This is a genomic window from Candidatus Pantoea communis, assembly GCF_011752685.1.
GTDB classification, from domain to species: Bacteria; Pseudomonadota; Gammaproteobacteria; order Enterobacterales; family Enterobacteriaceae; genus Pantoea; species Pantoea communis.
On record NZ_VWXC01000003.1, the window covers coordinates 80,467 to 104,602 of the forward strand.

Sequence of the window (24,136 nt, forward strand, 5' to 3'; positions counted from 1 at the left end):
CTCGTTGACGAGATGAGGTGCGCATCCTTGCGCACCAACCCTTATTTACCTTGTGGATCGCTTTCGCCCAGGAAGAAATACCACAACGGAATCGACATCAGTGCGGTGAACACTGCGCTGTATAAGGCAATCATCAACCCCTGCGTGATGTACATCGTCAATGACCAGTGGCTAAACGGGATACCGTATTGATCGATCACTCCGCCAATAATCGCATTGCTCATCACCGAAACGACAATCACCGCCAGAATGCACACGCCGCGCAGGAAGTTACGCATCTCCTTGCGCTTCACCGTAAAGCGAGCGCGAATAATGCCAAGCGGAGACTGCTGCGACGCCAGAATCTCCGCTTCGGTCATCGGAACACGTTGCTGTTTACGCCAGCGCAAAACGTCGATTAGCAAAAACGCCAGCAGGCTTACGCCCATCACCGGCAGCGCATAACCCAGCGCTAACGCTATCATCAGGCAGGTGCCTTTACTGTAATGCGGTATAGCAAGCCAGGTTTCGGTTAACGTTTTCGCCGGGCTGGCTTCCGCCTGTTGCGGACGGCGAGCCCACCACATGCGATAACCCAGCACGATCATCGTGCATAAACCGAGTCCAAAGAACGCCAGCAACAGTTGGTTAGGCAAGCCAAACAGCACGCCCATATGCGCATCCACGCCCCAGCGCGTCAGTTTTGCCACCAGTGGGAACTGGGCGAAATAGACGTGATCAACAATCGTGAAGTCTTGCGGATTCACGGAAACCGCATCAACCCGGGTCGGCCAGCTTCGATCGATTTCGGTCACTGCCCATGCTTTGTCCGCGCTTTTCGGCTGACGTAACTCCAGCTTACTGGCGCTCAATCCATCCTGACGGGCGGCGCTGAGTACGCGATCCCAATCGCTGTCCGGCTGGTTGTTGGGCATCGGCTTCGCGGGCTGCGCAACCGGTTTTGCCATTGATGACATGGACATACTGGACATGTCCATATTCGACATATCCATATCAGGCATGCCTGGCATGCTGTGATGGTCAGCATGAGGATCGGCGCGCGCCGTATCGCCATTGAGTGAGGTGTTGACCTGCGGTGTCAGCCAGTTCAACTCCGTACGCCAGCGGTCAATATTATTACCCGCCCACTGCGACCAGGTTAAACCGGTGGCGGAGAAAAACACCAATCCAAGCACCAGCGTCAGACCCAGCGTGATATGCCAGTGACGGCTAAAGGCGAATCCCTTGCGCGCGGCTTTCAGCTTACGTTTCGGGCGCGTGCCCAGCCACAGCACCACGCCGCCCAGCGCGGCGACCCACAACCAGGACGCCGCGAGCTCGCTGTAGTTGCGGCCGAAATCACCTAGCAACAGGCTGCTGTGAAGTAAATCGAGCGTGGTACGCAGCGGCAGTACGCCGCTGGTGCCGTACACCGTCATGTCGCCTTTCACTTTCAGGCTATAAGGATCGATAAACACCGCGCGAGACTGCGAAGCGCCCAATGAGGGATCGCTGAACTGTACGCGAGTGGTATCCGTTGCGCCTGGCGCAGGCCGCACAGCGTAAATGTGCTGTTTCTCACCTGCGTAGGCGCGTGCCGCGCTGATTTGCGCAGACAGTGGCTGGGCAGGGCCATTGGGTTGTGCCGTTAACGCATCGGAGTAGATGACGTTTTCCAGTTGTGGCGTCAGCACATAGAGCGTGCCGCTGAGTGCCGCGACAAAAATAAAGGGCGCGACAAACAGGCCAATATAAAAATGTAAGCGACGAAGTAGATTAAGCACCGCACCACGCGGTGCTGCAGAGTGAGCAGCAGACAAAGCCGTCTTCCTTCCGGTTAGAGAATGCCGTGACGCAAAAAGGTGCGTCGTTAATGATGTTATCAGCAGGAGAGAACAGCAGGCGGCGCACGCGGACGGTTTGTCGGGCTGAAGCGTCGGAGCACCGGAGCCTGCAGAGGCGGCAGCGGTGGGGCGCGAGAAATCACCATCATCAGCCAGATGAACGGGATGAACACCCACATCATCAACGGCACATGCACCAGCAGGTCACAGTAGCCGCAGGCGAATTCACCGTCTTCCATCATGTGATGGTCCATGCCCGGCATCGCCATATCCATCATCATTTCGTGATGATGCATCGACATTTCAGACGTCATGCCGTGGGATGGCATATCCATCATGCGGCTTTGCCGTTCCATCAACGACTTCGATACGATCGGCGCGACAAACAGCAGCAGCACCGCCAGGATGGCGATACAGGCAGTCAGGCGCTGGCGAAGTTGATGTGAAAAGGTCATGGCGGCGACGAAATGATTCAACAAATGAGGCCGAAGTGTAACGCCATTGCCGCAGAAGGGTTACAGAAACTCAGGCTAATTTAGAAAAAATTCGCACCTTTTGAAAAAAGTCACTTTACGCGCTGTATTTGTTAACCTAAATGCAACCTGATGAGAACAGTGCGGAAACATGTAAACGGAGAAGCGATGAAAATAGTGATGCTGGATGGTGATACGCTGCCTACACCGCCGACACGCCCGGAGTGGTGTACGGAATGGGATTTTCGTGGAACAACGGCACAGCACGACATTATTTCTGCCTTAAAAGGCGCGCAGATTGCCATCACCAACAAAGTGCCGCTGCGCGCGGAAACACTGAAACAGTTGCCGGATCTGCGCTACATCTGTGTCGCGGCAACGGGTTACGACTGCATCGATTTGGATGCATGTCGTGAACGCGGCATTGTGGTCAGTAATGTGCCCGGCTACTCCACGCGAAGCGTCTCCGAAGGCGTGATTGCCGCCTTATTTGCCCTGCGTCGCCATCTGGTGGATTACGCCAACAGCACGCGCGCAGCCTGGCCTGCATCGTCGCATTTTTGTGTGCATCGCCAGCCGATTCAGGACATTTTTGGTGCGACCTTAGGGATTGTCGGCAAAGGCGACATCGGCAGCGCGGTGGGTGCGATGGCAGAAGCGCTCGGCATGACGGTACTCTACGCGGACCGCAAAGGCAGTTCAGCGCCGCGCGCTGGTTATGTTCCGTTTGAAGAGGTGCTGGCGCGTAGTGATGTGTTGAGCTTGCATTGCCCGCTGACGCCGCAAACTCAGCAGCTAATCGATTTGCAGGCGCTGGCGCAGATGAGGCCGTCAGCCTGGCTAATCAACACTGCACGCGGTGGACTGATCAATGAAACGGAACTGGCCCACGCGCTACGTCAGGGTGTGATTGCCGGTGCAGCGCTGGATGTGCTCAGCAGTGAACCACCAGCAGCCGATCATCCGCTGTTGCAACCGGAAATTCCTAACCTGCTGCTGACCCCGCATATCGCCTGGGCCAGCCAGCAGGGAGTGAACAATCTGTTGCGCGGTATTGAAGCTAATCTCGAGGGCTTTGCTCAGGGCAATCCATCGCATGTGGTGAGCTAAGCGCTTAAAAAATCGAGCGGCCCAGTCGCTCGGTGAGTTTCTCCAGCAGCGCGGTGCCCGCCAGAGAGTTACCGGAGTGATCCAGCGCCGGCGACCACACCGCGATACACATCTCACCGGGGATGACCGCGACAATGCCGCCACCTACGCCCGACTTTGCGGGCATTCCCACACGCCAGGCGAACTCGCCTGCACCGTCATACATGCCGCTGGTCATCATCAGCGCATTGACCTTGCGTGCCTGACGCGGTGAGATCACGGCCCACTCATCGTGCTGACTGCGTCCCTGGTTAGCGAGATAGAGAAAGGTGCGCGCCAGCTCTTCACAGCTCATGGAGAGTGAGCAGTAATGGAAGTAGGTTTCCATCACTTTGCTGACATCATTGTGGAAATTGCCAAATGATTTCATCAGCCAGGCAATCGCGGCATTGCGGGCGGAATGCTCGTATTCAGAGCGAGCAACCACACGGTCATAGTTGATGTCGCTTTGCTGAGCCAGGCGGCGCACAATCTCCAGCATACGCTGGCGCGGGGCAGTTAAACGACTCTCCAGCAAGTCACACATCACCAGCGCACCGGCGTTAATGAAGGGATTGCGGGGTTTGCCCTGTTCCAGCTCCAACTGCACCAGCGAGTTAAACGCCTGACCGGAAGGTTCTTTACCCACACGCTGCCAGATCTCGGCATCGTCATACAGCGTCAACGCGACCGTGAGTGATAGCACTTTGGAGATCGACTGAATGGAAAAACGCGTGGAAGCATCGCCAGCCTGAAAGCGCTGACCATCGGGTGTGACAATGGCGATGCCGAGCTGATCGGCATCGACACCGGCCAATGCGGGAATGTAGTCCGCCACCTTGCCCTGTCGCGTTAAAGGACGGACTTCAGCGACAATTTCTTCCAGCAATCCATTCGTGAGTTCTGACACCAGATGGCTCCAATTTTCTTGTTTTTCCGTTTCAAATACGTTTGCGGCTTGTTTCATCGCGCGTATCTGCAGTCATGAGCCGCTATCAGCTGCGCAATCAAGAGAATGGCAATCGAAGTGCGGTAGTAGAGACAGCATGATCTTTAAGGCCAGGATCATGGTGATTTGCCCCTAACTCGTCAACGGGCGACGTAAAATTCTGTGAGCCTTCCGGGTGAAGCCTGCGTTACAGTGCATAAATCCAGCAAAAACATCGGGCTCACATTATGTTCACCAATCTGTTGCGTGATTTTCCGTCAGCGGCGCAAACCGGCAGCGCTGAAACCTTCGAAGCACTGCTATCACAACCCAATGTACTGATTGAACGTATCGTTTCAACCGGGCAGGCCAGTCCGCCCGATTTTTGGTACAGCCAGACGCAAGGTGAATGGGTGATGATTTTACAGGGTTCGGCTGGATTGCAGTTGGAAGGCGAAAGCGAAGCGCGCACACTGTTACCCGGCGATTTTATCGATATTCCGGCAGGCTGCCGCCATCGCGTTTGCTGGACCGATAGCCAGGGCCCTACGGTGTGGCTGGCGGTACATTATGGTGAACTGCCCAGCCAACCGTAAAATTCTGTTGCCAATGATTGCGTTACGCGATCGCCTGAGTTAGCTATGCTGACGCCTTTTCGTCGCTGGAATGGCGGCGCTGATGTTATTGAGGATCTGCATGTCTGTTTCGCAAAATGCCAGTCAGCCTGAGAACGCCATGCGCGCCGGGCGTTTTATGCTGCTGCAAAAGCTGCTGCGCCGCGATAAAACACCCGTGGCTTTATTGCTGCTCGCCGCACTGGTCGGTGTGCTTACCGGTTTGGTCGGTGTTGCCTTTGACCGCGCGGTGAATTTCATCCTGCATTCGCGCCTGAACTGGCTGGAAAACGCTGCCACTCATCCCCTTTTTAAGGTCCTGTGTGCTTTTCTGGTTTCCGCTGTATTGGGGGCCATTGGTTATTATCTGGTGCGGCGATTCGCGCCAGAAGCGGGTGGTTCAGGCATTCCCGAAATCGAAGGGGCACTGGAAGAGCTGCGTCCGGTGCGCTGGTGGCGCGTGCTGCCGGTGAAGTTTCTTGGCGGTATGGGAGCGCTGGGCTCAGGTATGGTGTTGGGGCGCGAAGGCCCAACCGTGCAGATCGGCGGCAATATTGGTGGCATGTGTCTGGATCTGTTCCGCGTTAAGTCGTCTGAATCCCGGCATACCTTGATCGCCACCGGGGCAGCGGCGGGGTTATCGGCGGCTTTCAATGCGCCGCTGGCAGGCATCCTGTTTATTATTGAGGAGATGCGTCCGCAGTTTCGCTACAGCCTGATTTCAATCAAAGCAGTGTTTGTCGGCGTGATCGTTTCCAGCATCGTATTTCGTTTATGCAATGGTAATGAAGCCATTATCAACATCGGCCAGTTGCGCGATGCGCCTACCAACACGCTTTGGCTCTATTTGTTGCTCGGCATCCTGTTTGGCGGCTGCGGTGTGGCGTTTAACCGCCTGATATTTCTCGCGCAGGATCAGTTTCAACGATTACATCAAGGCCGCATTGCCGCCTGGGTAATGTGGGGCAGCCTGCTGGCGGGAATGTGTGGTGTGCTTGGCCTGTTTCTGCCTGCTGCCGTGAGTGGGGGGATCACGCTGATTCCCGATTTCTCTGCGGGAAGTTACAGCGCGCTGGCCTTGTTCGGCCTGTTCGCCCTGCGGACGTTGGTGACAATTTGCTGCTTCTCTTCAGGCGCGCCGGGCGGGATCTTTGCGCCGATGCTCACCCTGGGCACCTTGCTGGGTACCTGTTTCGGTCAACTGTGCATTCACTGGTTCCCCGGTTATCAACTGGAGACCGCGACCTTTGCCGTGGCAGGCATGGGCGCACTGTTTGCCGCTTCGGTACGCGCGCCCTTAACCGGCATTGTGCTGGTACTGGAAATGACCAATAACTATCAGCTGATTCTGCCGATGATCATCACCTGCCTGGGCGCAACCCTTGCAGCACAGTTCTTTGGCGGCAAACCGCTGTACTCTTCGATTCTGGCGCGCACGCTGGCTAAGGCTCAGCTCAGCGGTCACGCCAGCGCAAAGATCCACTAAGGACGTTTACCCACGCTGTGCGTCAGCGTGGTCCAGCGGCGCGCCTGTTCGCTAAGACTGAAGCCGAGGCCGTGGCGATCGGATATCAACATACGGCCGTCGCGCAGTTCTAACTGCTCATTGAACAGCGGGTTGAGCCACTCAAAATGCTCCAGCCAGGGTTCAATCGGATAGGCTGCTGCGAGATGAATGTGAATCTCCATCGCGAAGTGGGGTGCCAGTTTACGTCCGTGGCGCGCCGCCAGACCCATGATCTGCAGGAATGGCGTAATACCGCCCACGCGCGGCGCATCCGGCTGCACAAAGTCGCTGGCGTTGCCAAGGATGAGTTGCTCATGTTCACGGAAGCTGGTGAGCATCTCACCGGTGGCAATCGGTGTATCTAACGCGGCAGTCAGTGCTGCGTGGCCTTCCACGTCATAGGCATCGAGCGGTTCTTCGATCCACACCAGATTGAATTGCTCCATCTTACGTCCCATGCGAATCGCTGTTTCACGATCCCACTGCTGGTTCGCGTCCACCATTAACGGGAAATCATCGCCCAGTGTCTTACGCACTGCAGTGAGGCGACGCAAGTCTTCAGCAGTATTCGGTTGGCCGACTTTGAGTTTGATGCCGCCAATGCCATTTTCACGCGAGATCGCCACATTTTTGATCACCTGATCAAGTGGCGTATGCAGGAAACCGCCCGAAGTGTTGTAGCACTGCACGGAATCACGATGCGCGCCGAGCAGCTTTGCCAGGGGTAATTGGGCACGCCGTGCTTTCATATCCCAAAGTGCAATATCAAACGGTGAAATCGCCTGCACCGCCATGCCGCTGCGGCCCACGGACGCGCCTGCCCACAGCAGTTTGGTGTAAATCTTGTCGATGTCATTGGGATCTTCACCAATCAGCGCATCGGCAATTTCACAAGCATGGGCGTAAATGCCCTGGCCGCCCGCGCGTTTGGAATAGCTGAAGCCGATGCCCTGGAAACCGTCACGCGTTTCGATCTCCGCTACGATGATCGCCACTTCTGTCAGCGGCTTCTGGCGTCCAGTCAGCACTTTGGCATCGCTCACCGGCGTGGCCAGCGGCAAAAACGCCAGTGACAGATTGACCCAAACGATGCGGTCACCGCTCTCGGAGGCATTTCCGGCTCCTGTTGTTTTGGCATAGCTTACGGCACTGGAATTCACACTCGACATGATGTTCTCCTGTAAATGATTGCGCTAACATTTTGAATCGGAGAAGACTATGCGCCAATAACGTTGAGCTTTAATGCAGAGCTGATCACAGAATGGACAATTCGGGGATTTAAATGATAGCCCTAACATTCTCAGCGTTTTGCGCTGGCTTTGATTGGGCGGCCTGCTATGCTAGCGCTATCTGCTTCTACCCTGAGCCGCCATGAAACTACGCAACCCCGAGCGCAATGCTGCCCCTACGCTGGAAGATGTCGCCCGCGTCGCGGGAATCTCGCCGATGACGGTGAGTCGTGCGCTCAATTCCCCGCATCTGGTTCGACCGGCGACTGTCGCCAAAGTCAAAGCGGCAATCAGCGCAACCGGCTACATTCCCAACGCGCAAGCGGGCTGTCTGGCGAGCAATCGTAGTCGCCTGATTGCCGTTGTGGTGCCGCAAATCAATAACAACATGTTCGTGGACACCATTCAGAGCCTGAATGACAGCCTGAGTGCCCAGGGCTATCACATGCTGTTGTGTGTCACTGGTTATGAAGCGGAAACAGAAGCGGAAACCGTAGCCACGCTGTTGTCTCGCCGCCCGGATGGCATCGTGCTCACCGGAATTCATCACAGCGTGCAGCTGAAAAAAGTGTTGTTACAAGCCAATGTCCCGGTAGTCGAAATCTGGGATATGACGCCCACCCCTATCGATATGCTGGTGGGTTTTTCTCATGAGAAAATCGGCGCGCGCGTTGCCGCTTACCTTGCCGAGCGCGGTTATCAAAAGCCGGGTCTGATATGGACAGATGACCGCCGCGCATTGCAGCGTAAACAGGGCTTGCTGGATGCGTTAATGTCATTGGATATAGAACCGCTGGCTGATGTGCCCGTTCAACTCCCGGCGCTAATGGCACGCGGTCGCGAAGCCAGTTCGCAATTGCTGGAGCAACATCCGGATGTCGATGTGCTGGTGTGCAGTTCAGACACGCTGGCGCAGGGCGCATTGATGGCGGCGCAGGCGCGTGGTTTAAGCATTCCGCAGCAGCTGGCGGTGATTGGTTTTGGCGACCTGGATTTCGCAGCGGCAAATTATCCGGCGATTTCAACGGTTCGCATTGACCGGCACCGCATGGGTGAACTTGCTGCAGAGCAATTGTTAAAGCGTCTACAAAATCAGACGGTGGAAAATCTGATTATTGATATGGGGTTTACCATGGTGTCGCGTGATTCGGGTTAACCCAAACTGAACTGCGATCCTCATCACATGCGAAAAATATTTTCCATGTTATAAAAAGTGGAAAATAAATTTCATTTTGAGAGGATCCTATCAATGTCAGCACTGCCTTCATTAGAAACCCTGCTACAGCAGGAAGCTGAGCACCGTTTACCGCAGTTTGATTTCGATTTGGCCTGGCAAATTGGTCAGGGCATTCAACAGCGTGGCCGCGAAATGAATGCGCCAATTGCTATCGAAGTTTATGCTTTTGGGCAGGTGCTGTTTCTGGCGGCGTTACCCGGTTCCGCGCCCGAAAATCTGGAGTGGATGCGTCGTAAACGCAACACGGTGCTGTTGACCGGCCACTCTTCGATGTATGTAGGGTTCGCTAATGAGCAGAAGGGCGAACGCATGGCGCAGCAGCGTAACATTCGCCAGGAAGATTACACCGATCACGGTGGCTCCTTCCCGCTGCTCAGCCCGCAGGGCGCGATCATTGGTGCAGTCAGCATCAGTGGCTTACCTTCTGAAGACGATCATGCTTTAGCGCTGTGGGGAATCAACCAACTGCTGTGCTAATTCCGGCGCAATGAGACGTCATCGAGCACAAAACTGGAAAGCCGGTTTAGCGAAAATGTTAATGGTTGTTGGATGAGGGGAGTGATACAGAGCGGCCTGTTTTTTAAATTCCGGTGAATGCTTACGACTGCTCATTGTTGAACCCCCTACTCGTTGGCATGGTGTCCAATTTTCGGAATTCACTTCAGAGATTGCGCCGCTATTCTTTGCACAGAAAGGAATAGCGGCGCGTTGATGAATAACGAGAAGCCGTTATTTCGCTGCCGGTACTTTCAGCTTATCTCCCGCATCCGTGGCTTTGCGCAGCGTGGCAACATCGCTGGCTTTCACCTCGGCAGCCTCGTTGCCCCATGAATTGCGCACGTAGTTGATCACATCTGCCATCTCTTGATCGTTCAATTTCCATGAGAAGGCAGGCATGCCGGCAGACGTTGGGCGTCCTTCGGTGTGCGGCGCTCGCGCCCCATCCAACAGCGCATGGATCATGTTGGTGGGATCATTCTGCATCGCGGTGTTACCCGCAAAAGCCGGCACCATACCCGTGATACCTTCCCCCGACAAGCCATGGCAGGCTGAGCAGTCCACCTCATAGCGCAGTGCCGCCTGATCGTGTTTCGTCTTATCCATCACAAATGCAGTTGGCTTAGCCTTTGCAGAAGCGGGCAGGCTGCGCAAATAGGTGGCAATGGCTTTCAGGTCCTGATCATTGAAATATTGCGTTGAGTGCTCAACCGCTTCTGCCATCGGACCGGCCGCAACACTCTCCCCGTTGGAGCCGGTTTTCAGGTAATCCGCGATCTGCTCATCGCTCCATTTTCCGATGCCAGCATGAGGATTCGGCGAGATATCAGGTGCATACCATGTCCCTAAGTTGCCGCCTTGCAGATACTGGCTGCTGATCTCTCCTCCTAACGCATTACGTGCGGTGTGGCACACACTACAGTGCGCGGGGCCGTCAACGATGTACTTACCACGGTTCCAGGCATCATTCTGCGCACTCTGAGGCTTGAACGCACTGTTATCGAAGAACAACAGGTTCCAACCCGCCATCGCCAGACGAATGTTAAACGGGAAGTTCATGCCTGCGTTTTCGTCGATGGCATTTTTCACTGGCTTCTGCACAGAGAAATAGGCCCAGAGATCGTGCATGTCGGCATCGCTCATCTGCGTATAAGCGGTGTAAGGCATCGCAGGATAAAGGAAGCCGTGTTCGCCGCGTCCCTGACGGACCGCATTAAAGAAATCGTGCTCCGTCATGTTGCCGATGCCGGTTTCACGATCGGGTGAAATGTTGGAGGTTTGCAGTGCACCAAAGGGGGTGTCGATCTTGTAGCCGCCGGAAAAGTCCGCGTTGTGGCACGCCGCGCAATCCGCCAGGCGCATCACATATTCGCCACGTTTAATGGCATCTGCATCACTGCTGTGAAAATCGGCTAACCTGACCTTATCATCAGCCACATTTGAACGTGAGCTGTCCATCACCACCCACATTCTGCCGGTCACGCCAATGGCGGCGACCACGGCCAACGCCGCGAGGGTATAGGTAATTTTCTTTGCCTTCGCCATGATTATGCTCCCACCAGCGGTGCCGGATTATTGATGTACTTCTGGTGGATAGCTTGCGCCGCACGCACCGCCAACGCACCCACGGTGACTGTTGGGTTGTAGCCGCCATTGTTGGGGAAGGCCGAGGCACCGACCACAAACAAATTATGCGCATCCCAGCTTTGCAAGTATGGGTTGAGCGCGGAAGTTCTTGGATCGGCACCCATGACTGCGCCGCCAATGGTGTGCGAGCTGTGCTGCATGTAAGGGTTCCAGCTTTTCTCGGCTTGGTTATCGACCACAATGTGCTGACCGCCGACTTCTTTCATGATGTTGATCGCGCGATCGGTAACAAATTTCGCCATACGCTGATCATTTTGGTTCCAGTCGAATGTCAGGCGGAGGAGGGGGTGGCCGTGGCGGTCTTTATAGTTGGGATCGAGATCGAGGTAAGCTTCACGCATTGGCATCGACGTGCCCTGGCAGAAGATGGTGCCCGCCGTTTGGTAATCACGCGCATAACCCGCCTTCCATTCACTGCCCCAACGTTTGGTGCCAGGACGCAGGCCGTTCATGTTTTGAATCGGACGGCCATTGGTGGAGAAGCCCATAATCCCCGCGCCACCAATAAAATCGAGATTGCTATGATCGAAGTTGTCACCGTTAAAATCATCGATCTGCACGGCTAAAGCACCGCCGCCGATAAACGGGTTCATGTATTCGTTATCAAAGAAACCGGTCACGCTTGAACACGTCTGATAGTTGTAGTTGCGACCAATGGTGCCACGGCCGGTGAGCGGATCGTATTTCTCTCCGACGCCGGAGAGCAGCATCAGGCGCACGTTATCCATCTGGTAAGCGGTGAAGCATACAACATCGGCAGGCTGGAAACCTTCCACGCCATCCTGAGTGACAAATTTCACGCCTTTCACGGTTTTGCCATCTTCATGCTTCACGGCATGCAGGACTTCTGTCTCCGTCAGCAAGGTGAAGTTTGGGCGGCGCATTAACACCGGCAAAATGCAGGCCTGTGGCGACGATTTGGAGAAGTTGCCGCAGCCGTGGAAATCGCAGAAACCGCAATAGGTGCATGGCCCCATGCTAACGCCTAGTGGGTTAACATAAGCTTGAGACAGGTTGCCAGCGGGTACCGTGAAGGGGTGATAACCCATGCTCTCGGTGGTTTTACGATACTTGCTCATCCAATGGGTATCTTTGAGCGGTGGCGTTGGGTAATCCCGTTTGCGTGCGCCCTCAAAGACGTTGCCGCCCGTGCGTTTTTCACCGTTCAGATTTCCGGCGTAGCCCGAGGTGCCAGCGATGCGCTCGAAGCGATCATAGAAAGGTTCCATTTCGTCATAGGTCACGCCCCAGTCCTGCAACTGTAAGCCAGCCATCTTTTTCGCGCCGTAACGTTCACGGGTCTGCGTCGCGACTTCAAAATCCCACGGTGTGAAGCGCCAGGACATGCCTGCCCAGTGCGTGCCTGCTCCGCCCACGTTCCAGCCAAACTGATACGCCGACCAGTTGCGCACCGGTGCGGCAAGTTGGTCGCTGCGGTTGCGGAACGTGGTGGTTTCGACACTCATCGGCTGCAAAATTTTGCGACGCGTGTGGAAACGCAGTTCATCGGCATCAATCGCCACTGGGAAATCGGTAGAAGTGTCTCGCCACGCGCCACGTTCGATACCGACCACATTTAGCCCGGCGCGGGTTAACTCTTCCGCCATCACTGAACCGGCCCAACCCATACCAACGATCACCACGTCAGCCTTATTTCTCTCTAATGACATTGACTCAGCTCCGGGGTATTAATCGTTGGGGATCAGACTGACAGGAATAAGCGCCAGGTTTTCATTGCGGCGTTCGATATAAGGGCGGTAGTCATAGCGGGCACCAGGAAAACCAATCATCTTCCAGCCCGCCATGTTTTTATTACCGCCGTAAATCGGATCGGCTAAATAACCTTCCCGGGCGTTCTGTAGCATTAATTCAAAGAAGGCCTGGCTATTTACGTCTGCGCCTAAATCAATTTTTCCGTCTTCCATTTTTGTCAGGAAGTCATCAACCTGTTCGGCATTTAACGCATGGAAGGAAGATTGATGATTTTTTAGTGCCCAGCTTTCCAGTGCCTTCAGACCGGTTAAATAGCGTTCCTTGGGTGCCGAGAGAAATTGAGGGCTGCCCATCATTTTCTCTTCGTTTTCAGGATGCAGTGGAGCCTGCAAATAAAGCGCGGCTCCTGAACCGTAATCTCCCGCTAACTGATTATCGAGGAACTCAATACAGCCCGCTTCAGTAGCTGAAGGCCCTAGCTTATCGGCCGGGATTAAACGATCAAAAATGGCTTGTAGATTCTGGCGATCCAGAGGGTTGGTGAGCACCTGGTAACCGTCTTGCCACGCTGGCTGTGGCAAATGGTCGGCACTGAGCTGGGTTTCCAGCGGCACATTGTGCAGCTCTTTGGCGCGCAGTTGCGGTGCCACGGCAAGTGAGGCGACAATACCGCTCAGCGAAAAGAGCGCTTCTCTTCGGTTCATACTTCTTTCCCTTAATCATTCCATCGTCTGATGGACACGGCAGATTAATATTGACAGAGCACGACGTTCCGGACATTCAGACATAGACCGGCCACACGTTAATTAGCGCGCAGCCGTCCACGACGAATCCATGTTCGTTATTATGATTTCTCAGAAAGTATTGAAAGACGTTATGCGCGTGTTGTTAATCAACACGCGATTCCGTAGAATGGATTTTTCCCGCCATTGCCAAATCTCTTCACGGAAAACCCGTTATTCGGGCCTCCTTTATTTTTAATAAATATATTTTTTCATGTCATCGATGCTGTGACGGGCAATATCCCAGAGATCATCTTCCCAGTTGCGCGGGCTCAATAATTCCGGTGACCATACGCCGTTATATCCCGTGGCTTTCACTGCCGCCACCCAAGCTGGAATATCAACATCGCCCTCGCCGGGCGCGTAATTACGTTGCACCCATTCGTCCCAGGCTTCGCCAGGATGGGCGGCGCGACCATCACAGAAATGCACACCGTAGATCAAATCCTTGTCCATGCGCGCCACTTCATCCGGTGTGGTGCCACCGCCGGCGTGCAGGTGCCAAAAATCGACCACCACGCCAAGGTTATCTTTGCCACTCTGTTTAATCAGATCCAGCGCGTGTTGCAGTGAATTGAAGGCAGTGAAGGCCACCACTTCTATCTGGAATTTAATGCCATGTGGCTTGCCGATATCGGCGATGGCGCAGAGGTTTTCCAGCAAGATGGCGTCACGTGCGGCGTCTGGCAGATGATCTAATTCGGTTAACGCCATAATTTGCACCACCGGGCAGCGCAGTTCCACGGCCGCCTGCACCACTTTCTCCGCTTCACGCAGCAGGGCGGCACGTTCTTCTGGCTGGAAACGACCCATCCGCTTCAAAGCATTAATGCAGGTGATCTCAATCTGATACTTCGCCAGCAGATCACGATATTTTGCGTAACTGCCGCCGTTATCCAGATAGCGATACAGATGTTCAGGCAGAATCTCCAGTCCGCTGTAGCCTGTTTCGTGGGCGATGCGTAACTGAGTGACGGCATTGCTGTACCAGACAGAAACACCATGCAGTGACAACTTCATCTCTCCTCCTTGTTACCTCAGGGTTTCAGGTGAGAGCGTCGTAAGCGCAATTCTCCCTGAGACCAAACACCACCTGGAGTGGCCTTTCCGTCAATCAAGCGGTTGAGGGCTTCATTGACAATTAAATCCAATCGCTGGCTAAACGTGGTCAGTTGCCAGCTGGACAAACTGGCTTCATCGATATCATCAAAACCCACCACCGCCATAAAACGGTTGCCTGCATGCTCTTTAAGCGCCGTCAATGCGCCGAGTGCCAAAATGTCGTTCTCGCAAAACAGGGCGTCAACCCGCTGCTGAGGGGCGTGCGAGTTGAGATAATCACTCAGCACTTCATAACTCCGCTCACGAGAGTACTCGCCTGCAGTGAGCAGTAATTCCAGCGTCAATCCAGCCTCCTGGAGTGCCAGCGTTAGGCCATCCAGGCGCTGGGTATGATGGCTGCTGGTTTCCGGTCCCATCATATAGCCGATACGGGTGTAGCCCTGTGCCAGCAACAGTTCGCCCAGCTGTTTACCCGCACGTAAACCGTCAACGTTCACCACATCGATATCGGGCTCGTCATTGTTTCGGCACACCTGCACCAGCGGAATCTGATGCATCTCGCGTGCCACGCTAATCAGTTCGTCGGTTAACACGGTGCCGAGAAACAGCAGGCCATCCACTTGCAACTGATCGGCGAGCGTCAGCACGGCGCTGTAATTTTTTCCGCTACCAATATTCAGCAACAACGCCATATAGCCGCGCTGTTGCAACTGACGCGTGACCATGTCGAGCATCAGCATCGAGTGAGGATTCTTCATCTCATCGATCACCACGCCGATAATGTGCGTTTTCTTCTGCGACAGGCTGCGCGCCAGCAGGTTAGGGCGATAGCCCAATTCTGCGGCGATTTTCAATATCTGTTCACGCGCCTTGTCAGAGATGGATGCACCGGGCGTGAAAGCGCGGGATACGGTCCATTTTGAGACGCCGGCAAGTCGTGCGACATCACTTGCTGTGGCTTTGTGGGGCTTCTTTGTTGGTTTATTCATAGCACCTGCGTAGGGATAAAAAGGCGGAGTCCCCTGCATTGAACGTGAAAGCCAACTGAAAATAAACACCTAAGCGCAGGCAAATGAGGCAAATGACATCGAATAACCCTGTTTTTATGATGTTACGATTATGTTTGATCTTTGCACCCGATTGCAATGAGTTTTGCATTCGGGTGCAAATTTAACGGTTTTTGTGATCTTCTTCGCTGAATTGCATGTTGCCAGATTGACTAAAAAGTCGGCATCGCTGACATTCAGCGCTTGTAAGCACAAGAATCATCCTTTTCAGGCCCGATTCTGATGAGATTTGCACTCGGTAGCATCTCGTGAAGTACGGCAGTACGTGCAGTGCAATGGATTCCAGTGCGTGAATAAATAACAAGAATCAGCAGTAACAGATAAGAACATCTACCCTCAACCTAATTTGCACCCGAGTGCAAAAAACAGGAGTGACTATGTTAAATGGTGAAAAACACATTCCACGCCCGCTCCGCTGGGCAATGATCGGTGGCGGCCGCCTGAGTCAGGTGGGTTATAAACATCGGTCCGGTGCCTTGCGTGATAATACCGCCTACCAGATGGTCGCCAGCGCCTTTGATATTGATGCTACACGTGGGCGCGAATTTGGCGTCAATCTTGGACTTGCGCCGGAACGTTGTTATGACCACTACCAGCAGTTGCTTGAGGAAGAGGCAAAGCGTGACGATGGGGTGGAAGTGGTATCAATCGCCACCCCCAATGGCACCCATTATGAGATCACGAAAGCGGCGCTGAATGCCGGTATTCATGTGATTTGTGAAAAACCGCTGTTCTTCACCAGCGCGGAAGCGCAGGAGATTAAAGCGCTGGCAGAGGCGAAAAAGCTCATCGTCGGCGTGACATACGGCTTCTCCGGCCATCCATTGTTGATGCAGATGCGAGCCATGATCGCCAACGGCGAAATCGGCGAAGTGCGTATGGTGGAGCTGCAATATACCCACGGCTTCAGCGCCAATGACAGTGCCGATAAATTTAGCGAAGCACAGAAATGGCGTGTCGATCCAAAAATCGCCGGCCCCTCGTTTGTACTGGGCGATATCTCCACTCACACCTTCTACATTTCGCAGCTGGTGCTGCCGCAGCTGAAAGTCAAATCGCTGCTGTGCGATCGCCAAAGCTTTATTCCCTCACGCGCACCGCTGGAAGATAACGCGATGGTGCTGATGCATTACGACAACGGGGCGGTAGGGCGCATGTGGGCTTCATCGATCAACGCCGGTTCAATGGACAGCCAAAGCATCCGCATTATCGGTTCACGCGCCAGTCTGGAGTGGAGTGATTACAACCCGGGCGAATTGAAATACGAAGTGCAGGGCCAGCCAAATCAACTGATGCATCACGGTATGCCGTATTTGCATGAAAGTGCGTTGGCGGATGAGCGTCTGGGTGCATTGCATACTGAAGGCCTGGCCGAGTCCTGGGCCAACATCTACCTCAAATTTGCCATCGCTATCAGTGCCACCCAGCGTGGCGATCAGCACACGCTTGATAACCTGATCTATCCCGATATTAATGCCGGGCTGGAAGGCGTGCGCTGGATTGAAAACTGTGTTCGTTCCGCCGACAACGGCGCGACCTGGGTCAACTACCAATAAGGACTGCCATGAAACTCTCTTTTTGTACCGACAGCCTGGGGCATCTGCCGTTTGAGCAAATGCTGGACAAACTGCTGGAACTGGGTGTTTACGGCGTTGAAATGACGACGGGTGGCTGGTCCTCTGCGCCACATTTGCCGACAGAAGCGTTACTGGGCAGTGCCACACAGCGCCAGAACTTGTTGAAAGCACTGGAAAGTCGCGGGATGTCGATTGCTGCTCTGAATGTATCGGGTAATCCGCTGGATCCCGGTGAACTTGGTCAAAAGCATCAACGCGATACCGAAAATGCCCTGGCGTTAGCGGGTGAGTTGGGTGTGAAGAAAATAGTCATGATGAGTGGGTTACCGCCTGCCAGCCCGCATGACACCATTCCCAATTGGATCACCTATACCGTGAGCTGGCCGCCGACACTGAAAAACTGCCTCGACTATCAATGGAATGAAGTGGCGATCCCTTACTGGCAAGGGCTGGTGGCGCGCGCGAAGCAAAGTGGGGTCGAGAAATTTGCGCTGGAGAACTTCAGCTCCATGCTGGTGTGGAATCCAGAGACCCTGTTCCGGCTGCGCAATGCGGTGGGCGACATGGTAGGGCTGAACCTTGATCCCAGCCATTTACTGTGGATGGGCGCCGATCCGATTGCCGCAGCTCGGGCGCTGGGGCCGGCGATTCATCACTGCCATGGTAAAGATGTGCGGATGGAACGGGGTCTGGTCAATATCAACGGTCTGCTGGAAACCAAACCGGTGGAGGATGTGGCAAACCGCGCCTGGAACTACGTTGCTGTGGGCTGCGGCCAGGATTTGCAGTGGTGGAAGGAGTTCTTCTCCGTGGTCCGTATGATGGGCTACAACGACTGGGTCTCACTGGAAATGGAAGATCTCACCATGTCGGTGGAAGCGGGCATCACCTCATCGATTGCCGCGTTGAAACAGACCATCAGTCAGTAGGCGTTGAGCGCGGTGTGCTGCCGCGCTGTACATCCCGCATCCGCTGCCCGATACTTCGTGTTTATACGAACTATCATGAGGCAGCCTATGCTGGAAAATCACCCGCAGCGCGATGAGATCCGTCTGGAAAATGTATTGGCCGCGCTCGGCAATCCCCTGCGCATGAGTGTGGTCGCTATCCTGGCTGAGGGGGGTGAGCACACGTGCGGATCGCTGCTGAAGGGCGTGTCCAAATCCACTCTAACGCATCACTGGCGGGTGCTGCGCGACAGTGGCGTCATCTGGCAGAAACCTTCAGGCCGTGAAAACCTCTTGTCACTGCGTCGTGACGACCTGGACGCACGCTTCCCCGGGCTGCTGGACGCATTTCTTACGGCGACCACGCTGGATGGTCTGACGCGTGGCACCGTCAACGACTTTCACAGCTCAGCGTCTTAATCCGTTTTTGGCCGCAGCAGATAGCCGGAGTGCGCATCACCCTCAATATAGCCAAATGCCGATGCACCAAAGTGCATGCCTGCTACCCGCGTTTTGTCCCTTGAAACCTGTTCGAGAATTGCTTTGCGCGTGGCTTCAGCCAGTGCCGGATCGTTATCAAAGGAAATGGAAACGTCTGGTCGGGCTAACTGAATATGCGGGTAATGCACGATATCTCCCCAGATCAGTAGACGTTCGTCGCATGAATCAATCAGGTATCCGGTATGGCCTTGCGTGTGGCCTGGCAGAGGGATGGCGTGAATATCCGCAGTGATTCTATCCTGTTCAATCAGGTGCAGGTTGGGCCGATAGGCCTCGAGCGTACGACGCACCAGCAAGGCATTTCTCTGAGTGCGTTCGTTGGCTGTTTCAAGCTTTTCATCATCCCGCCAAAATGCCGCTTCAGCCGTAGAGAGATAAAGTTGCGCATTAACAAAGGCGGGTTGACCGTTGGCTGTTAGTAAGCCGCCAATATGATCGGGATGGCAATGCGTGAGCAACAGAGTATCAATGGCGTCGGGGTTAACACCCAGCGCTAACAGATTAGGCTGCAATTCCCCGCCAATATGATTGACGGCGCCCATGCCGCTATCAATCAAGATCGTGCGTCCTTCACCGCGAATCAGATAACAGTAAATATGAATATCACCCGGCACATCGATACCCGATTGCGCTTGAATTGACTCTGCGCTGGGGATATCAATGCCGGAGAGCAGCGTAAGGCTGGCTTTCATGGTGCCATCACTGATAGCCGTGACCAGATAGTGACCCACGCGTTGTGAGGAGAAATGTTTGACCATCATTACCGCCTTTGTTCTTCATCGAAAGAGAAAACGCTGTTTAATCATTAAGCTGCATCAGCAATGAAATATTGCAGCGAACCGGCGGGTGTGACTATCATCCTTTTCGACTGAGTTGAGACCGAAAAAGCTGTGGACATTAAATTATTGCGATCTTTTGCGACTGTGGCGCTGCTGGAACATGTCGGTCAGGCGGCGGAAAAGCTGCATATCTCGGCATCCCCGCTGAGCAGGCAAATTCAACAACTTGAGAGTGAACTCGGCATCACGCTGTTTCATCGCGAGAAAAAGCGTCTGCGATTGACGGAAGCAGGGCGAAAATTTCTGGATGAGGTCACGCCTTTTCTGCAACATCATGCGCGTCTCACCGATTATGGCCGCAGCCTGACGCAGACGGCCAAGGGGCGTCTGGATATTGGTTATGTTGAGGCGGCGATACATTCGCGCATACTGCCAGATGCCATTGCCCGGATTGATCAGCAAAGCGGCACCGCTATCCATCTGCACGCGATGCGATCCCAGCAACAACGCGAATTACTTGAGGAAAGGGCGCTGGATGTAGCGCTACTGCATACCCCTCCCGAAAAGGGCGACTGGTTTTTGCAGAAAAAAGTGCTGACGGAACCGATTCTGTTAGTCATGCCAAAAGCACAAACCATCGCTACACCCACACCGGCAGATTTACAAAAACAGCGCTGGATCGCCGATCATGCGCACCTCAATCCAGCTGCGCGCGCCCGCTTACTGGCTGCATGTGAGCAAGCGGGTTTCCAGCCGGATATTACCTTTGAGGTGAACGGGCCGCTGGCTGCCCTGGCCTGCGTGGAAGCGGGCCTGGGGTTTACCTTCATTCAACAAAGCCTGGCGAGTCGGGTCGCAGATACCGTTTCACTGGTGATGCTGCCGTGGTTACCGCTGGAGATAACCTTATATGCTGTGTGGCGGAAGGACGATAACAGGCCGCAGATTCGGGAGTTTATTGACGCGCTACCAAGGAGGGATGCGCTCACTTAGTCGCGGCAATGAGCTGTAGCCGATGCGTGCTGATATCCTGATCCGCTAAGCACTGAAAACCCAACCGTTCATAGAAGGAATACGCTGCGTGCGGTGCATGGGTATTGATCAGAGCAAAATGGATGACAGCATCCTGAATGATCTGTTGCAGTAACAACGTTCCCAGCCCCATGCCGCGATAACATTGACCTAAATAGAGATGACGAACCCTGCCAGCCCGACAATTTGTCATGAATGGGTCCTGATTCAGCCCGCCAACACCAATCAGTTGATGGCATGAAAACAGCCCCAATAGCTTTTCGCCAGGGAGATCGAAACAATTGGTGCCGTTGCGCCAATTATCATCGAGCCTGCGAAGCATATTGAAACCCAGGTCGATGCTCTCCGCTTTGAGTGACGAAAATCCGGGGACATACGGGGTGATGGTTTCAACGCGCAGATTCAATTTCTTCTCCTCTCACTGTTGCAATGGCGACGGGCGTTTTACAACGGCTGTTGTATTTGCAACTTCTCACCCGTTAAGTAACGCTCCCATCTCAATAAAATCAACTGCTTAAATTCATGAAAATCTGGCACAGCTGCTGCATTACCCTTTATATATCGAAAAGATTGAACTTGATTGAAATTCATATTTTTAAGCTATATATCGACAGGAGAAGCCGATGTCAGATAAGAAACCCCTGCAATTTGCTTACTGGGTGCCCAATGTGTCCGGTGGATTGGTGATCAGTCAGATTGAACAGCGCACCCGTTGGGACGCGGAGTATAATCGCGAACTGGCAAAAATCGCTGAAAAGGCAGGATTCGACTATGCCCTGACGCAGATTCGATTTACTGCCGGATACGGGGCAGATAACCAGCATGAATCGGTGACCTTCTCACAGGACTTGCTGAGCCATACCTCAACGCTCAAAGTGATTGCCGCGCTGCTGCCCGGCCCATGGAATCCCGTGCTGGCCGCCAAGCAGATCGCTACCATCAGCCATCTTTACGGTCCACGCATTGCCGTTAACATTGTCAGCGGCTGGTTCCGGGGTGAATTTAAAGCGATTGGCGAACCCTGGCTCGATCATGAAGAGCGTTACCTACGGTCTGAAGAATTTATCCGCTGCCTTAAAGGTATCTGGCGTGAAGACAGCTTCACCTTTGCCGGAGACTTCTATCGCTTCCGCGATTACGCATTAAAACCCAAACCTCTTTTACCTTTACCTGAAATCTTCCAGGGCGGCAGTTCCCGTGCAGCGCGTGATATGGCGGCACGCGTGTCGGATTGGTACTTCACCAACGGCAATACGCCGGAGGGCGTTCAGCAGCAAATTGAAGACATTCAGGCGAAAGCCATCACGCACGGACATCAGGTTAAAATTGGTTTAAACGGTTTTGTCATCGCCCGCGATACAGAGCAGGAAGCACAGTCCGTTCTGCAGGAAATCATCGCAAAAGCCAATCCGGATGCCGTTAAAGGTTTCCAGCATGAGGTGAAAAACGCGGGAAGTGCGTCACCGGAAGGTGAGGGCAACTGGGCAAAGTCGTCGTTTGAAGATCTGGTGCAGTATAACGACGGCTTTAAGACCAATTTAATTGGCACTCCACAACAGATCGCCGAGCGCATCATGGCGTTGAAGCGAGTTGGCGTCGATTTGTTGCTGCTGGCGTTTCTGCACTTCCATGAGGACGTCGAATTCTTCGGCCGCGAAGTGATTCCGCTAGTGCGTGAACTGGAACGTCAGGAAAGTCGGGTCTCCGCCTGATATCAAATATGGCGGGCGCGGCCCGCCAGTAGCGCCATCACCATCTGAACCACGGTGACCGCCAGCAACATGATCAGCGGCACCAGCCAGTTACCGCTGGCATCATGTAGCATACCGAAGCACAGCGGGCCAAGTGCCGCCAGCCCGTAACCGACGCACTGCGCCATGCCGGAGAGTTTTGATGCCTGGCGATGATCCTGGGTGCGCAGATTAAACAGTGAAAGGCTGATCACCAGCGATGCGCCCGCGCCCAATCCAGCCAGAATCAGCCACAAAAGTGACCATGAAGGCAGCAGCAGCAAGCCGCCCACCGCAACAAAAATCAGGAATGAAGCGACAAAGCCAATAGCGCGCTGATCGCGCAGTCGTTTAAGGGCGCTCATGCAGGCGAGATTGGAAACGATGGCGACGATCTGATAGACGAACAGCATGCCGCCTGCCTCAATCTGGCTAATACCGTTGTCTTGCGCAAACGGGGTGAACCAGCCAATCAGGGTATAGAACAGCAGTGACTGACTGGCCATAAACAGCGAAACTTGCCACCCCAATGCTGAGCGCCAGGGCGATCGCGTCACGCTGTGGGTTGCTGCGGCGTGCACCTGCGGCCCTGATTTTTTCAGGTAAGGCAGCCAGGCGAACAGCGCGACAAACGCGGGCACCAGCCACACCGCGAGCGACAGACGCCAACCTGCGGAGCTGATTTCAGCCAGCGGCACCGCAATCCCCGATGCAATACTGGCTGAAATCCCCATCACCATGGCATACAACCCGATATAGCGTGCCGTGTGCTCAGTAAAGTCACGTTTGATCAGCGGTGGCAACAGGACATTGGCGGCGGCAATCCCGGAACTCAGAATAAGGGTTCCTGCCCACATGGCATATTCACCGCCGGTAATGCGCAGCAACGACCCCAGCGTGATCAGCAGCAGCGAGCCCCACAAACTGCGTTCCAGGCCAAAGCGATTACCAAACCAGGCGGCAGGCGGTGCCAGCGTGGCGAACATCAGCAGCGGTAAAAAGTTAATGACGCCTGCGGCACTGGCGCTCAGACCAAAACTGGCGCGGATATTCTCCAGTATGGGGCCGGTGGCGGTGATCGGCGTGCGCAGGTTGGCAGCAGTAAGCAGCAACAGAAACAAGAAAAAACCCGCGCGTCGCAGGGCTGGATTTTGGGCAATAGTGGTATGGGACATATTTGCGCACCATAGAGTTGAGGCAGAACGATTCTGCATATGGTGCGTTGATTGACGTTAACGCTTACGCAGCAGTTCATTTCCGCTGAGGAGGGGAATACTAACGAGGGACGTTTGACATGTAAAGTTTCAAAATCCATCAAAGATAAAATCAATAGAATCTTTGATTTGCTGGCGATAAGGGCGCGCATCCATCACTTGTTTTCCTAACAGAGATGCGGGCACACTTGCCATTTCATGGGTCATGACGAGATAGCCATCTCCCTCAATTTCGATGACGGGGTTAAGCCGTTTTACCTGACCAGCCTTAAGTCGATTCATAGGGTACAAAGGAATGACAATACGCGTTGTGAGCTGATCAATGATATCGCTTTGAACATCGACCAGATAAGGGTAAGCACTGTTTTTACTGGTGTTGTTATAAATCATGTACTGCATGTTTAGAACGTCCTGTGTTCATCCGACAATAAACCATGCTCTTCAGTTATGCGGTTCAGTTCCTGTAAACCGGCACTATTTTCTTGTTTCCATTTTTCTGCAGCGGCTACCCGTATTTCTTGTCGCAAAGCCTCAGCAAGAATCGCGGATAAGTTTAAACCGGCCTCTCTGGCTTGTTGCAATAGCATGGGTTCGACGGTGACGCTGACGGTTTTCTTCTGTTTTACACTGGTATTAGGCATAAATCCC

Annotated in this window: 24 protein-coding genes; 10 read left to right on the forward strand and 14 right to left on the reverse strand. The window is 54.1% G+C overall.

The genetic code is table 11. From position 1 onward, the window contains the following. Window positions 1–41 precede the first annotated feature (41 nt). Together F3J37_RS06310 and F3J37_RS06315 are read right to left on the reverse strand one after the other, a co-directional pair. Window positions 42–1,799, reverse strand: coding sequence for a DUF2534 family protein (locus F3J37_RS06310; protein WP_166932465.1), 1,758 nt, complete (start codon window positions 1,797–1,799; stop codon window positions 42–44). 62 nt (window positions 1,800–1,861) lie between these two features. After that, window positions 1,862–2,278: a DUF2946 domain-containing protein gene (locus tag F3J37_RS06315; RefSeq protein WP_166932761.1), complete on the reverse strand. Its 417-nt coding sequence runs from the start codon at window positions 2,276–2,278 to the stop codon at window positions 1,862–1,864. 186 nt (window positions 2,279–2,464) lie between these two features. On the opposite strand from F3J37_RS06315, the gene F3J37_RS06320 reads away from it, so the two are divergent. Next, window positions 2,465–3,406: a D-2-hydroxyacid dehydrogenase gene (locus F3J37_RS06320; RefSeq protein WP_166932466.1), complete on the forward strand. Its 942-nt coding sequence runs from the start codon at window positions 2,465–2,467 to the stop codon at window positions 3,404–3,406. A gap of 4 nt (window positions 3,407–3,410) precedes the next feature. Here F3J37_RS06320 and glsB read toward each other — a convergent pair whose 3' ends face one another. Continuing rightward, window positions 3,411–4,337, reverse strand: coding sequence for a glutaminase B (gene glsB, locus F3J37_RS06325; RefSeq protein ID WP_166932763.1), 927 nt, complete (start codon window positions 4,335–4,337; stop codon window positions 3,411–3,413). A 263-nt stretch (window positions 4,338–4,600) separates the two neighbouring features. On the opposite strand from glsB, the gene F3J37_RS06330 reads away from it, so the two are divergent. Together F3J37_RS06330 and clcA are read left to right on the forward strand one after the other, a co-directional pair. Next, a complete protein-coding gene (locus F3J37_RS06330) occupies window positions 4,601–4,948 on the forward strand; it encodes a cupin domain-containing protein (protein WP_166932468.1) in 348 nt (115 codons plus the stop codon). A gap of 100 nt (window positions 4,949–5,048) precedes the next feature. Continuing rightward, window positions 5,049–6,452, forward strand: coding sequence for a H(+)/Cl(-) exchange transporter ClcA (gene clcA, locus F3J37_RS06335; RefSeq protein ID WP_166932470.1), 1,404 nt, complete (start codon window positions 5,049–5,051; stop codon window positions 6,450–6,452). On the opposite strand, the gene F3J37_RS06340 is transcribed toward clcA, so the two are convergent. After that, window positions 6,449–7,645, reverse strand: coding sequence for an L-talarate/galactarate dehydratase (locus tag F3J37_RS06340; RefSeq protein ID WP_166932765.1), 1,197 nt, complete (start codon window positions 7,643–7,645; stop codon window positions 6,449–6,451). The genes clcA and F3J37_RS06340 overlap by 4 nt on opposite strands. A 199-nt stretch (window positions 7,646–7,844) precedes the next feature. Here F3J37_RS06340 and F3J37_RS06345 point away from each other — a divergent pair, with 199 nt between their 5' ends. Together F3J37_RS06345 and F3J37_RS06350 are read left to right on the forward strand one after the other, a co-directional pair. Continuing rightward, window positions 7,845–8,858: a LacI family DNA-binding transcriptional regulator gene (locus F3J37_RS06345; RefSeq protein WP_166932472.1), complete on the forward strand. Its 1,014-nt coding sequence runs from the start codon at window positions 7,845–7,847 to the stop codon at window positions 8,856–8,858. A 93-nt stretch (window positions 8,859–8,951) separates the two neighbouring features. Further along, window positions 8,952–9,416 carry a heme-degrading domain-containing protein gene (locus F3J37_RS06350; RefSeq protein ID WP_166932473.1) on the forward strand — a complete coding sequence of 155 codons (465 nt, stop codon included), beginning with the start codon at window positions 8,952–8,954 and terminating at the stop codon, window positions 9,414–9,416. Window positions 9,417–9,668: 252 nt separating this feature from the next. On the opposite strand, the gene F3J37_RS06355 is transcribed toward F3J37_RS06350, so the two are convergent. From F3J37_RS06355 to F3J37_RS06375, 5 genes are all read right to left on the reverse strand, one after another. Beyond that, the gene (locus F3J37_RS06355; RefSeq protein WP_166932474.1) at window positions 9,669–10,982 is read right to left on the reverse strand and encodes a cytochrome c; all 1,314 of its coding nucleotides are present in this window, start codon (window positions 10,980–10,982) and stop codon (window positions 9,669–9,671) included. Between the two features lie 2 nt (window positions 10,983–10,984). Continuing rightward, complete coding sequence (locus F3J37_RS06360; protein ID WP_166932476.1) at window positions 10,985–12,754, reverse strand: GMC family oxidoreductase; 1,770 nt, start codon at window positions 12,752–12,754, stop codon at window positions 10,985–10,987. A gap of 18 nt (window positions 12,755–12,772) precedes the next feature. Continuing rightward, on the reverse strand, window positions 12,773–13,501 hold the full coding sequence (locus F3J37_RS06365) for a gluconate 2-dehydrogenase subunit 3 family protein (protein WP_166932477.1): 729 nt from the start codon (window positions 13,499–13,501) through the stop codon (window positions 12,773–12,775). 273 nt (window positions 13,502–13,774) lie between these two features. Beyond that, window positions 13,775–14,599 (reverse strand): sugar phosphate isomerase/epimerase family protein, encoded by an 825-nt coding sequence (locus F3J37_RS06370; protein WP_166932479.1) that lies wholly within the window; start codon window positions 14,597–14,599, stop codon window positions 13,775–13,777. A 17-nt stretch (window positions 14,600–14,616) separates the two neighbouring features. Continuing rightward, the gene (locus tag F3J37_RS06375; protein WP_166932481.1) at window positions 14,617–15,630 is read right to left on the reverse strand and encodes a LacI family DNA-binding transcriptional regulator; all 1,014 of its coding nucleotides are present in this window, start codon (window positions 15,628–15,630) and stop codon (window positions 14,617–14,619) included. A 455-nt stretch (window positions 15,631–16,085) separates the two neighbouring features. On the opposite strand from F3J37_RS06375, the gene F3J37_RS06380 reads away from it, so the two are divergent. The 3 genes from F3J37_RS06380 (at window position 16,086) to F3J37_RS06390 (ending at window position 18,652) form a co-directional block, all read left to right on the forward strand. After that, the gene (locus F3J37_RS06380; protein WP_166932483.1) at window positions 16,086–17,264 is read left to right on the forward strand and encodes a Gfo/Idh/MocA family protein; all 1,179 of its coding nucleotides are present in this window, start codon (window positions 16,086–16,088) and stop codon (window positions 17,262–17,264) included. 8 nt (window positions 17,265–17,272) lie between these two features. Next, window positions 17,273–18,214: a sugar phosphate isomerase/epimerase family protein gene (locus tag F3J37_RS06385; RefSeq protein ID WP_166932485.1), complete on the forward strand. Its 942-nt coding sequence runs from the start codon at window positions 17,273–17,275 to the stop codon at window positions 18,212–18,214. Between the two features lie 87 nt (window positions 18,215–18,301). Beyond that, window positions 18,302–18,652 carry an ArsR/SmtB family transcription factor gene (locus F3J37_RS06390; protein WP_166932487.1) on the forward strand — a complete coding sequence of 117 codons (351 nt, stop codon included), beginning with the start codon at window positions 18,302–18,304 and terminating at the stop codon, window positions 18,650–18,652. Here F3J37_RS06390 and F3J37_RS06395 read toward each other — a convergent pair. Further along, a complete protein-coding gene (locus F3J37_RS06395; RefSeq protein WP_166932489.1) occupies window positions 18,649–19,491 on the reverse strand; it encodes an MBL fold metallo-hydrolase in 843 nt (280 codons plus the stop codon). The two genes, F3J37_RS06390 and F3J37_RS06395, sit on opposite strands and share 4 nt — an antisense overlap. A 132-nt stretch (window positions 19,492–19,623) precedes the next feature. On the opposite strand from F3J37_RS06395, the gene F3J37_RS06400 reads away from it, so the two are divergent. Next, complete coding sequence (locus F3J37_RS06400; RefSeq protein WP_166932490.1) at window positions 19,624–20,505, forward strand: LysR family transcriptional regulator; 882 nt, start codon at window positions 19,624–19,626, stop codon at window positions 20,503–20,505. Here the strand turns inward: F3J37_RS06400 and F3J37_RS06405 are convergent. After that, window positions 20,498–20,950 carry a GNAT family N-acetyltransferase gene (locus tag F3J37_RS06405; protein ID WP_240154074.1) on the reverse strand — a complete coding sequence of 151 codons (453 nt, stop codon included), beginning with the start codon at window positions 20,948–20,950 and terminating at the stop codon, window positions 20,498–20,500. The two genes, F3J37_RS06400 and F3J37_RS06405, sit on opposite strands and share 8 nt — an antisense overlap. Before the next feature lie 217 nt (window positions 20,951–21,167). Between F3J37_RS06405 and sfnG the strand changes: the two genes are divergently transcribed. Beyond that, window positions 21,168–22,256 (forward strand): dimethylsulfone monooxygenase SfnG, encoded by a 1,089-nt coding sequence (sfnG, locus tag F3J37_RS06410; protein ID WP_166932492.1) that lies wholly within the window; start codon window positions 21,168–21,170, stop codon window positions 22,254–22,256. Between the two features lie 2 nt (window positions 22,257–22,258). On the opposite strand, the gene F3J37_RS06415 is transcribed toward sfnG, so the two are convergent. From F3J37_RS06415 to F3J37_RS06425, 3 genes are all read right to left on the reverse strand, one after another. Next, window positions 22,259–23,449 (reverse strand): CynX/NimT family MFS transporter, encoded by a 1,191-nt coding sequence (locus F3J37_RS06415; RefSeq protein ID WP_166932493.1) that lies wholly within the window; start codon window positions 23,447–23,449, stop codon window positions 22,259–22,261. Between the two features lie 129 nt (window positions 23,450–23,578). Next, window positions 23,579–23,887 (reverse strand): CcdB family protein, encoded by a 309-nt coding sequence (locus tag F3J37_RS06420; RefSeq protein WP_166932495.1) that lies wholly within the window; start codon window positions 23,885–23,887, stop codon window positions 23,579–23,581. Window positions 23,888–23,889: 2 nt separating this feature from the next. Then, a complete protein-coding gene (locus F3J37_RS06425; protein WP_166932497.1) occupies window positions 23,890–24,129 on the reverse strand; it encodes a type II toxin-antitoxin system CcdA family antitoxin in 240 nt (79 codons plus the stop codon). Between the last annotated feature and the right edge of the window lie 7 nt (window positions 24,130–24,136).

Bases quoted from the DNA above. Each gene is read 5' to 3' on its own strand.
- F3J37_RS06315 (WP_166932761.1), bottom strand. From the start codon at position 2,278: ATGACCTTTTCACATCAACTTCGCCAGCGCCTGACTGCCTGTATCGCC.
- F3J37_RS06320 (WP_166932466.1), top strand. From the start codon at position 2,465: ATGAAAATAGTGATGCTGGATGGTGATACGCTGCCTACACCGCCGACA.
- F3J37_RS06330 (WP_166932468.1), top strand. From the start codon at position 4,601: ATGTTCACCAATCTGTTGCGTGATTTTCCGTCAGCGGCGCAAACCGGC.
- clcA (WP_166932470.1), top strand. From the start codon at position 5,049: ATGTCTGTTTCGCAAAATGCCAGTCAGCCTGAGAACGCCATGCGCGCC.
- F3J37_RS06345 (WP_166932472.1), top strand. From the start codon at position 7,845: ATGAAACTACGCAACCCCGAGCGCAATGCTGCCCCTACGCTGGAAGAT.
- F3J37_RS06350 (WP_166932473.1), top strand. From the start codon at position 8,952: ATGTCAGCACTGCCTTCATTAGAAACCCTGCTACAGCAGGAAGCTGAG.
- F3J37_RS06355 (WP_166932474.1), bottom strand. From the start codon at position 10,982: ATGGCGAAGGCAAAGAAAATTACCTATACCCTCGCGGCGTTGGCCGTG.
- F3J37_RS06360 (WP_166932476.1), bottom strand. From the start codon at position 12,754: ATGTCATTAGAGAGAAATAAGGCTGACGTGGTGATCGTTGGTATGGGT.
- F3J37_RS06365 (WP_166932477.1), bottom strand. From the start codon at position 13,501: ATGAACCGAAGAGAAGCGCTCTTTTCGCTGAGCGGTATTGTCGCCTCA.
- F3J37_RS06370 (WP_166932479.1), bottom strand. From the start codon at position 14,599: ATGAAGTTGTCACTGCATGGTGTTTCTGTCTGGTACAGCAATGCCGTC.
- F3J37_RS06375 (WP_166932481.1), bottom strand. From the start codon at position 15,630: ATGAATAAACCAACAAAGAAGCCCCACAAAGCCACAGCAAGTGATGTC.
- F3J37_RS06380 (WP_166932483.1), top strand. From the start codon at position 16,086: ATGTTAAATGGTGAAAAACACATTCCACGCCCGCTCCGCTGGGCAATG.
- F3J37_RS06385 (WP_166932485.1), top strand. From the start codon at position 17,273: ATGAAACTCTCTTTTTGTACCGACAGCCTGGGGCATCTGCCGTTTGAG.
- F3J37_RS06390 (WP_166932487.1), top strand. From the start codon at position 18,302: ATGCTGGAAAATCACCCGCAGCGCGATGAGATCCGTCTGGAAAATGTA.
- F3J37_RS06395 (WP_166932489.1), bottom strand. From the start codon at position 19,491: ATGGTCAAACATTTCTCCTCACAACGCGTGGGTCACTATCTGGTCACG.
- sfnG (WP_166932492.1), top strand. From the start codon at position 21,168: ATGTCAGATAAGAAACCCCTGCAATTTGCTTACTGGGTGCCCAATGTG.
- F3J37_RS06415 (WP_166932493.1), bottom strand. From the start codon at position 23,449: ATGTCCCATACCACTATTGCCCAAAATCCAGCCCTGCGACGCGCGGGT.
- F3J37_RS06420 (WP_166932495.1), bottom strand. From the start codon at position 23,887: ATGCAGTACATGATTTATAACAACACCAGTAAAAACAGTGCTTACCCT.
- F3J37_RS06425 (WP_166932497.1), bottom strand. From the start codon at position 24,129: ATGCCTAATACCAGTGTAAAACAGAAGAAAACCGTCAGCGTCACCGTC.